This window comes from Alcanivorax sp. UBA3183 (assembly GCF_002364155.1).
GTDB lineage: Bacteria > Pseudomonadota > Gammaproteobacteria > Pseudomonadales > Alcanivoracaceae > Alcanivorax > Alcanivorax jadensis.
In genome coordinates this window covers 28,695-38,106 of record NZ_DEXN01000042.1, presented here as the reverse complement: position 1 = coordinate 38,106, position 9,412 = coordinate 28,695, and the positions used below count along the sequence as shown (strand labels likewise).

At 59.1% G+C, this 9,412-nt stretch carries 8 protein-coding genes and 1 tRNA gene; 1 reads left to right on the top strand and 8 read right to left on the bottom strand.

Annotated features, from left to right (window positions below):
* Positions 1-2: 2 nt before the first annotated feature.
* Positions 3-2,687 (bottom strand): efflux RND transporter permease subunit, encoded by a 2,685-nt coding sequence (locus B3Q33_RS12965; protein ID WP_286828031.1) that lies wholly within the window; start codon positions 2,685-2,687, stop codon positions 3-5.
* A 34-nt stretch (positions 2,688-2,721) separates the two neighbouring features.
* Positions 2,722-3,153 (bottom strand): SRPBCC domain-containing protein, encoded by a 432-nt coding sequence (locus B3Q33_RS12960; RefSeq protein ID WP_035249644.1) that lies wholly within the window; start codon positions 3,151-3,153, stop codon positions 2,722-2,724.
* A 143-nt stretch (positions 3,154-3,296) separates the two neighbouring features.
* Here B3Q33_RS12960 and B3Q33_RS12955 point away from each other — a divergent pair, with 143 nt between their 5' ends.
* Positions 3,297-4,316, top strand: a complete 1,020-nt coding sequence (locus B3Q33_RS12955) for an AraC family transcriptional regulator (RefSeq protein WP_035249646.1) — start codon at positions 3,297-3,299, stop codon at positions 4,314-4,316.
* A gap of 76 nt (positions 4,317-4,392) precedes the next feature.
* Here B3Q33_RS12955 and B3Q33_RS12950 read toward each other — a convergent pair.
* The 6 genes from B3Q33_RS12950 to B3Q33_RS12925 all read right to left on the bottom strand — a co-directional run bounded on the left by B3Q33_RS12950 (position 4,393) and on the right by B3Q33_RS12925 (position 9,333).
* A tRNA-Thr gene (locus B3Q33_RS12950) sits at positions 4,393-4,468 on the bottom strand.
* A 61-nt stretch (positions 4,469-4,529) separates the two neighbouring features.
* Positions 4,530-6,041 carry a 4-hydroxyphenylacetate 3-hydroxylase family protein gene (locus tag B3Q33_RS12945; RefSeq protein WP_035249649.1) on the bottom strand — a complete coding sequence of 504 codons (1,512 nt, stop codon included), beginning with the start codon at positions 6,039-6,041 and terminating at the stop codon, positions 4,530-4,532.
* Between the two features lie 307 nt (positions 6,042-6,348).
* Entirely contained in the window at positions 6,349-6,780 is a 432-nt protein-coding gene (gene msrB, locus B3Q33_RS12940) for a peptide-methionine (R)-S-oxide reductase MsrB (RefSeq protein ID WP_273010221.1), read from the bottom strand.
* Entirely contained in the window at positions 6,777-7,403 is a 627-nt protein-coding gene (msrA, locus tag B3Q33_RS12935; protein WP_272962034.1) for a peptide-methionine (S)-S-oxide reductase MsrA, read from the bottom strand. The genes msrB and msrA overlap by 4 nt, the downstream gene beginning before the upstream one ends.
* A 160-nt stretch (positions 7,404-7,563) precedes the next feature.
* On the bottom strand, positions 7,564-8,706 hold the full coding sequence (locus B3Q33_RS12930; protein ID WP_273010219.1) for a CaiB/BaiF CoA transferase family protein: 1,143 nt from the start codon (positions 8,704-8,706) through the stop codon (positions 7,564-7,566).
* A gap of 18 nt (positions 8,707-8,724) precedes the next feature.
* Complete coding sequence (locus B3Q33_RS12925; RefSeq protein WP_272979812.1) at positions 8,725-9,333, bottom strand: hypothetical protein; 609 nt, start codon at positions 9,331-9,333, stop codon at positions 8,725-8,727.
* Between the last annotated feature and the right edge of the window lie 79 nt (positions 9,334-9,412).

Genomic DNA, 9,412 nt, shown 5'->3' with positions numbered 1-9,412 from the left:
TATTACTCCTCCATGTTCGTGGTGGGCCCGGCGCGGAGCTTGGGTTTGACGCTCATCAGCAGCGCCGGCAGCAGGGTCAGGTTGCTGAGCAGGGCCACCAGCATGGCCAGACCGGTGAGCAGGCCGAAGTACACTGTGGGGTTGAAGTTGGAGAACGCCAGAATCGAGAAGCCGGCAATGATGGTCAGCGAGGTGTAGTACATGGCCTTGCCGATGGAGCCGTGGCAGCGCTTCATGGTGGCCACGTAGTCATTATCTTTCGGCAGCTCTTCATGGAAGCGGTGGATGTAGTGAATGGTGTCATCCACGGCAATGCCGATAGTGATGGCGGTGATGGTGATAGTCATCAGATCCAGCGGCAGGCCGATCCAGCCCATCAGCCCCAGCACCAGCGATGCGGAGATCAGGCTCGGTACCATGCTGATAAGCGCCACCGGCAGGCTGCGGAAGAGAATCAGCAGCATCACCAGAATAGCGGCGAACACATAGCCCAGGGTCTTGATCTGGGAATCGAACAGGCTCTGCAGCATGTTGTTGTAAAGCACCATGGCGCCGGTCAGATGCACCTGTTCTGGTTGCAGGCCGAAGTTGTTTTCCATATCGGTGCGGATCTTGGCCAGCAGCTCGTTGCGATTCAGGTTTTCATCCGAGTCGATCACCCGCACGCTGAAACGCACCTGATTGCCGTCGTCCGAGAGATAGGGGCGCACCAGCTGGTCGCGCAGGTCCTCGGGGATGAAGCTGGCCAGCAGCATCAGCTGCACATAGCTGAGCGGCCCCTCGTTCAGTTTTTCCGCTACCTTGTAGGTAGTGGCGATGGACAACACCTTGCCGGTTTCCGGCAGGGATTGCAGGTAGTTCTGGATCTCCACCAGCTGGGCCAGACGCGCCGGGGTAAACCAGTAGGCACCTTTCAGCGGATTGGGTTTGGCCTGTTTAGACTCGGCAAACGGGTCCTCTGACGGTGCGCTGGCAAAGGGATCTTCGCTGCCGGAGGCGTCAGAGAACGGATCACTGTCACCTTCCGCAAACGGATCCGGCTCGGCACTGGCGAACGGGTCGCTATCGTCACCTGCCGCGAACGGATCTGTTGCGGCGCTATCGTCCATGGATTCACCATCCCAGCCGGTAGCCGGCGGGGATGAGGCTGTCGCAGTCTGGGCTTCAGTACTGGGTGCATCGATGACGATATCCAGCGGAGTCGTGCCCCCCAGCTTGCGATCAATCTGCAGCATGCCCTGGTAGATTTCCGTGTCTTTCTGGAAATAGTCGATAAAGCGGTTTTCCACCGTCAATCGGCTGACGCCCCACAGTGAGGCGATCACGGTGATAATGGCCAGCACCATCAGGGTAGGGCGGTGTCTTTCGGTAAAGTCGGCAAAGGCCAGGGTGAACTTGCGGCTGAAGTCACGCCCCTGTTGCGGTTGGCCGGCCTTCAACGGACCCAGCAGGGCCGGGAAAACCAGAAAACAGACCACCAGCGACACGCCCAGACCAAAGGTCATCATCCAGCCGAAGTCGATCACCGGGCGAATCCCGCTGATCACCAGAGAAGAAAAGCCCACCATGGTGGTGAGGATCATGTAGATCATGGGCCGCATCATGTGGGCGGCGGTTTCCCGGATCAGCCACTTCTGGCTCGCATCCGGATTCTCCTCGTGCAGTTCCCGGAAGCGCACGGTCAAGTGGATGGTGATCGACATGGTGATAATCAGCAGCAGCGATATGTAATTGCTACTGATTACCGAGACTTTCCAGTCCATCCAGCCCAGCCAGCCGGTTACGGTCAGCACGGTGACACCACAGCAGGCCAGGGGCACTATCACCCAGCGAGGGCGGCGGAAAATCATGAACAGGGTGACGATCAGGAAGGCCAGCACGCCGATCCCGAAAATTTTCAGGTCTGCGCGAATGAAACGCACCAGGTCAGTGGCGATCATGGGCACCCCGCCCAGGAACAGTTTTGCCTCGTCCCGGTAGCTGTCCATGATATCGCGCACTTGATCAATTTCGCCGGCGGTGCGTTCCTGAATCTGGCTGCTGTAGTCACTGAAGGCCTGTGAGGCTTCTTCCAGCGCCTGCTCGCCGTCTTCGTCCAGTTGACCCTCGTGTTGCTGAGTGCGCAGCTCATTACGCTGGTAGAGCAGCTCGTAATACTTTTCGTCGCGCTCGAAACTCACCAGCAAGGCAGTGGTGTTGCCGTCGTCGCTGACCAGCAGATCTTCATACAGCGGGTTTTCTTCGGTGAATTCCTTTTCTGCCAGTGACAGGTCCACATCCTGGTCGGTGAGGGTGCGGTAGTCGTTGGCCAGGTCGCTGAATTCCACCTGGGGACTGAACAGCAGCGGCACATCCAGCATGCTGTACACCGAACTGACCCGGTCGACCTGTTTCAGATCGTTCTGCAGCGCCTGCAGGTGTGTGAGAGTGTCCCGCTGAAACAGGGGAGCCTGGGACGGGGTGTAGGTGATGATCAGGAAATCACTGCCGCCATAGCGCTTGGAGATTTTCCGGTAATACTGCAATGCCTCATCGTTCTCGAGCACCAGCGAATCTGCTGATGCATCAATCTTGAACTCCCGGGCCTGCCAGGCAGAAACAGCACAGAGCAGGGCCAGCAGAGCCAGCCAGAAAACCGGGTGTGCCAGCACAACCCGGCAGTAGGCATTAAACAGTCGATGAGTCATGAAGGAATCCGTTCAGGGTCAGTAAAGCCGGTTTTTAGAACATGGCAGCATATTCTGCTGCAAAGCGGGTATCGAAACGGTGAATCAGTTTGCCGGCCGGCCAGGCCAACAGGGTAAGTAGCCCCTCGGTCCATTCTTCCTGATGCACCCGGCAACCACCCTGGCCATCATCGATAAAGGTAAAGCGATGGGTAATGCGGGCGAAGGGCAGATGCAAGCCCCAGGTGATGCGCTCGTTTTCCTTGTACTCCATCACCCTTACCACCACCGGCGCCGGTGGCAGGCCGGGCAAGTCTGCCACAAACAACAGCAGGGCGCCGGGTCGCCAATTGCCGTTGAGCAGGCGGGCATGGCGGACGACTGAGCACCAGTTCTGCCAGTTGGCCGCGTCGGTAAACAATTTGAAGGCCTGCTTGCGGGAGGCCCGGGTGTCGGTGACCTCGTCGACCAGATAGCGTTTGAGCATAATCGATCCGGTTGTTGTTATGGGTGAGGGTAGAGTACTCACAGTCTCTGCTAACCTCCAGTCGGTCAAACGGGCCAATCCATCACGGTTGGTTGACCTGTCCGGAGCCTTTGCCTAGTTTCGGGAGATTGCGAGGAAACACCATGACCACAACGTTGCTTCCGGCTTCCATTCTACCCGGCCTCCTCGAGGTATCACTGCGCAGCCGTCTGGATGTGCAATCCCTGTTCGAGCGTGCCGGTATTGATGCTGACATTGTTGGCCGCAACGACCGGTTTATCAGCTTGCTGCAACTGGACGAGCTGCTTTATTCCGCGTTCACTGAAAGTGATGACCCGTTGTTCGGCTTGCACGTAGGGGCCGATAACCACTATGGCAATCTGGACCTGCTGGGTAACCTGATGGCCACGGCCGATACGCTGGAACAGGGTCTGGCCATGCTGTTTCGCTACAAGGATCTGGTGGTCCCCTATCTGGCCTTTACCCTGGAGACGCTTGGCAATGACGTGATGCTGGCCGTGGCCAGCAAGGACCCGAGCCTTCGCTTTACCGCCACCCGCACCCACAATGAAGTGGTGGTGGCAACCATGGTTGCCATCGGTCGCTCTCTGCTGGGGGGGAACATGCCGGTGAGTGCTGCCTGGTTTCTGCATGGCGAGCCGGTGGCGGATCAGGTAGCGGTCTACCAGCAGTTTTTCCGGTGCCCGTTACACTTCACGCAGCAATACAATGCCATCACCATTCCCGCCAGCCTGTTAGCCGAGCCTCTGCCCAGGGCCTATCCCAAATACAATGAGCGCCTGCGCCAATCCGCTGACCAGGTGCTGTCTGGTTTGTCACGGGCTGCCGGTGTTTCCGGCCAGGTGATCAAGCAACTTGAGATCATGCTGGGTGGTCAGGGCGTGACCATGGAAGCGGTGGCCGACGCCCTGGCCATGACGCCCCGCACTCTGCAGCGTCGCCTGCAGGAGGAAGGCACCCGCTTCGCCCAGCTTCGCGACCAGGTCCGCCACCAGCATGCCTGTCAGGCTCTGCGCGAGCCGGGCTGTGACATGCAGGCACTGGCTCTGGAGCTGGGCTTTTCCGATACCGCCAATTTTTACCATGCCTTCAAGCGGTGGCAAGGTTGTGCACCGGGTCAGTACCGGCGGCAGTTTGGTTGAGCCTCGGCATCCTGCCGGAGTGAAAATCACGCCCACAAAAAAAGCCGCCTGAAGAGGCGGCTTTTCTGTGATTCGATGGTGCCGGAACGCGGAATCGAACCGCGGACCTACTGATTACGAATCAGTTGCTCTACCGACTGAGCTATCCCGGCATGCCCAGTACTCAGGGCGGCGCTAGTTTAGCAGGACGCCCCGGGCTGGCAAGTATTGGCGTCAAGAAACCTGCTTGATGCCGGCCAGTTTGCGGGCATGCCATTTTTTGGTTTCCACATCCATGCCGCGCAGGATCTGGATACGCTGGGCCTGGGGGCTGCCGGCACCGTGCATGGATTCAGTGAGGTAACCCACCGCGTTGCGGCCCAGGGTCATGTTCTCGATGAGGCGCAGGATACGCATGCGGTCCTCGGTGGGGATATCGTCTCGGCCTTTCAGGAAGCGACGGATGATGTCGCCGGCTTCTTCGTTATCCAGATCCTGCTCGCTGGGCATGGTCACCATGATGCCGCCGGCGATATCCTGGGCGAGACGGGAGATCTCATAGGGAAAGCGGGTGACGTTATGTTTGCAGACGTTGGCCAGCATGGTGTCGTTCATGAATATGCCGCTGGGCATTTTCTTGGCTTCATGGGAACTGGCAATACCGGAGGAGTAGATAGTCTCGTTCAGGTGAGTCATCTCTACTAGCTTGTCACGCAGGTGACTGACTTTTTCCAGGCCGTTGTATTCCACGATTGACGCGGCGGCTCCCACCAGTACATCGCCCAGTCCGGTTTTACACACGTAGCTGGCTCGGTGGTAGGCGGTGAAGCGGGTTACCAGTTCCTGGGCGAATTGGTATTGGCCATCCATGAAGACATGCTCGTTGGGGATGAAGACGTCATCGAAGTACACCAGCACTTCCTGGCCACCATACTGGGCGTTGCCCTGGTCGATGTCGCCGGGTTCCATGGCGCGGGTGTCACAACTCTGGCGGCCGTAGATATAGGTGATGCCCTCGGCGTCACCAGGGATCATGCCAACGACGGCATAATCCTTGTCAGCTTCGCTCAGGTTCATGGTGGGCAGCACACAGATCCAGTGCTGGTTCCAGCCGCCGGTCATGTGGGCCTTCACGCCTTTCACGTAGATTCCCTTGTCAGTGCGACGGGTGACACGCATGAACATGTCAGGATCAGCCTGCTCGGAAGGACGCTTGCTGCGATCGCCTTTCGGGTCGGTCATGCCGGCGGCGATGAGGATGTTCTTGCGCTGGGCTTCCTTGAGGAAGTCCAGATAACGCTGGTGGTAATTGGTGCCGTGCTTCTCGTCGATCTCGTAGGTCACGGAGTGCAGCACACTGATAGTGTCCAGCCCAGTGCATCGCTGGAAGCAGGTGCCGGTGATCTGGCCCATGCGGCGCTGCATCTTGTTCTTCATTACCAGATCGCCGGGAGATTCCACGATGTGCAGGAAACGATTTACCTGGGCGTCGATCAGCGGGGACCAGGCCGTGGCCAGTTCCGGATCGTCGATGGCCAGGTCATAACTGGCGCGCAGGGCGTTGATGCTGGGCTTGATGATCGGGTGGTCGGCGGGCTCATCAATCAGCTCACCAAACAGGAACAGGCGTGTGCCGCGGTTGCGCAGGCTGGCCAGGTAATCGTCACCGGTCTTGAGGACGGAAAAGCGGTTCCAGCGCTGTTCGGCGCTTTCCTCGCGGCGCGGGGCAGGGGTCGCGGCGTTCATGGTGCCTCCTGTGATTTCCATTGCTCTGGCAGCGGCCAGGGTGTCGTGACTTGGGGGTCACTTCCGATGGTATACAGGGTGTTGCGTGAGGCAATGACAGAAACTGCCGCTGTACGCTGCGGTCAAGTCAGGGGTGCTGTGGTGCCGGGATTTGCACGACAGGCATAACGGCATCTGAACCACAGGGGGGCACTGTAGGAGCGGCGCTCTCTGTACTCCGCGAGTATGAGCCGCGAAATTACTTGCGATACGCCGTGCCAAGTACGGTTCGCGGCTCAAGCGCCGCTCCTACGATGTAACGGGTAGTTCAGGTGCTTGCCTTGAACACCATCGACGCTGAATTCAGGCAATAGCGCAGTCCCGTCGGGGGCGGGCCATCGGGGAATACGTGGCCCAGGTGGCCGTCGCAGCGAGCGCAGCGGATTTCCACTCGGGTCATTCCGTGGCTGGTGTCGTGTAGTTCGCGGATATGCTCCGGGTCAAAGGGCTGGTAGAAGCTGGGCCAGCCGGTGCCGGATTCGAATTTGGCATTGGCGGAAAAGAGTGGCAGGTCGCACAGTTTGCAGTGGTAAGCACCGTCTTCCCTGTTGTCCAGCAGGCCGCCGCAGAAGGGCGGCTCGGTTCCCTGATTGAGCAGGATGCGCTTTTCCTCGTCGGTGAGGTGCTCTGCTCGTTGCTGTTTCTCGGCGTCGCTAAGCGGCGTGAGATCATGGCCGCTGGCGGAGTGGGCTGCGTTCATTGCGTATCCCCTTTGAGCAGATCGGGAAAGGCGTGGATGAGTTTTTCCACCTTGGGCCTGGCCACGTGAACGATATAACCCTGGTTAGGGTTGTGGTTGGCAAAGTTCTGGTGGTAATCCTCGCCGCGATAGAATGTCTCCAGCGGTTCCAGCGTGGTCACGATAGGCGCGGTAAAGGCGCCGGCGTTGTCCAGCTGACGAATATAGGCTTCGGCGACCGCTTTTTCCTCCGGGCTATGATAGAAGATGGCGGACCGGTACTGGGTACCCCGGTCGTTGCCCTGGCGGTCTTTCTGGGTGGGGTCGTGGGCCACGGAGAAGAATACCTTGAGCAGCTGTCCGTAGCTGATTACCTGGCTGTCGTACTCGATTTCCACCACTTCCGCATGGCCGGTGGTGCCGGTGCAGACTGCCTCATAATTGGCTCGGGCGGCATGGCCACCGGCATAACCGGAGGTGACTGCCAATACGCCATCCAGATTGAGGTAGACCGCTTCCACGCACCAGAAACAGCCCCCCGCCAGTACGGCTTTCTGGATGCCGTCAGTTGGCAGGTCGTCCACCGGATCGGGGAAACGTTCCGGATGAATGGCCAGGGATGTTCCGGGTATCACTGCACTCATGGTGTCCTCCGCTAGTCAGAATGCCCCGGCTTGTGGCCGGGGGCTCTGCTGGCCTGAAAAAGGTGTTGTTGGAGTTTTGCTCGCAGAGCTAAGGTTTCAGGTTGCACGCAACTTGACCAACCCCTTCGCCTTGCGAGCAAGGCTCCAACAGTGGCTCAGGTCAGTCTTGCTTCACTGCGCCAGTGCTGATCAATGTGTCGATCTGTTCGTCACTGAAACCGGCCTGACGCAGTACCGCCTGGCTGTCGGCCCCGGCGCTGGCTGCAGCTTTGATATCGCCGGCGGCGCTGCGCGAGAAGCGTGGTGTCGGTGCCGGCTGTACCGTGTTGCCGACTGTGACAAAGGAACCTCTTGCCACGTTATGCGGGTGTGAAGGCGCTTCTTCAAGGCTCAATACCGGTGCAAAGCACACGTCGGTACCTTCCATCAACGCAGTCCATTCATCACGGCTCTTCTGTTTGATGACCGCCGCCAGTTTTTGTTTCAGTTCCGGCCACATGGCCGGGTTCATCTGCTGGCCAAAGTCCTCGGCGGGTAACTCTGCAATGCGGCACAGTTCGGCGTAGAACTGCGGCTCAATACTGCCGATGGAAACATATTTGCCATCTGCGGTTTCGTAGATCTCATAAAAGTGGGCGCCGGAATCGAGCATGTGAGTGCCGCGATTTTCGGTGAACATGCCCTGGGCCTTGAGGCCATAGAACATGGCCATGAGGGCGGCGGAGCCTTCTACCATGGAGCTGTCGACCACCTGCCCTTCGCCGGAGCGCTGGGCTTCCAGGGCGGCACAGACCATGCCGAAGGCGAGCATCATGCCGCCGCCGCCGAAATCACCCACCAGGTTCAGCGGAATGGCGGGCTTTTCCCCCTGGCGGCCCATGGCATGGAGGGCACCGGACAGTGAGATGTAATTCATGTCGTGACCGGCCGCTTTGGCCAGCGGACCCGTCTGGCCCCAACCGGTCATGCGGCCGTATACCAGTTTTGGATTGCGGGCCAGGCACTGTTCCGGGCCGATACCCAGGCGCTCGGTCACACCCGGGCGAAAGCCTTCGAACAGGCCATCGGCGGTTTCACAGAGCTTGAGGACGGTCTCGATGCCTTCCGGGCTTTTCAGGTCCAGGGCCAGGTTCTGTCGATTGCGGAACAGAACGCTATGGCCGATGGCGGCGTGGGGGTTGCCGCCGGGGCGATCAATACGGATCACGGTGGCGCCCATGTCAGCGAGCATCATGCCGCAGAAGGGGCCGGGGCCGATGCCGGCCAGTTCGATAAAGGTCAGTCCGTTCAGTGGGCCAGTCATAGTCTTTGCTTTCCGTTGTCAGGGTATCAGAGCGTGCTCTTTGAGTGTGTTGCGCAGAGCCGTACATTGGCTCTTGGCAATGGCAACGGTGTTACTGGCTTCGTGTGTGGTGGCAATACCGGTCCACAGGGGCTTGCCGTCAGCATTGATCAGCTCCGCACCGTGTTGACGCAGTGCCTCGGGAGCTGCTTCCCGGGCCAGCTCGCCGCCAATCCCCACTTGCCAGGTCGGTGTCATTTCACCGGCGGACTGGTCCATGGGGTTGAGGCGATTGCCTCCTGTCGGTGGTGCCGCTGCATCAATCAACAGATGGGTCAGTTCCACCACCAGAATCCGTTGCACATCATTGCTTTGCGCCCAGTCGAGGATGCGGTTTTTTCCGCCTTCGTACCATAACGGCAATTCCTGGTGGCTGAGCAAAATGGTCAACGAACTACTTGAAAATATTTCCTTGCAGGTCAGTTCCCAGGTTTCACGGGTGCCGCCTTCCGGGGTGTGGGCCACCAGAAGCAATGTCTCCCGCGGAGGATGGCTCCCTTCAGCGGTGAAGCGAGTTGTAACCTGGGTGGTGCTGGCACAGCCGGCAACAAGCAGGGCAGGCAGCAGAAAGCGAAGCAGCGGGCGCATGACGGATCTCCGGGAGAAAAAACGGCTTGTAGCACACCTCCAGTGTAGCAGCGCCATTGGCAGGGCTCATCCGTTAACG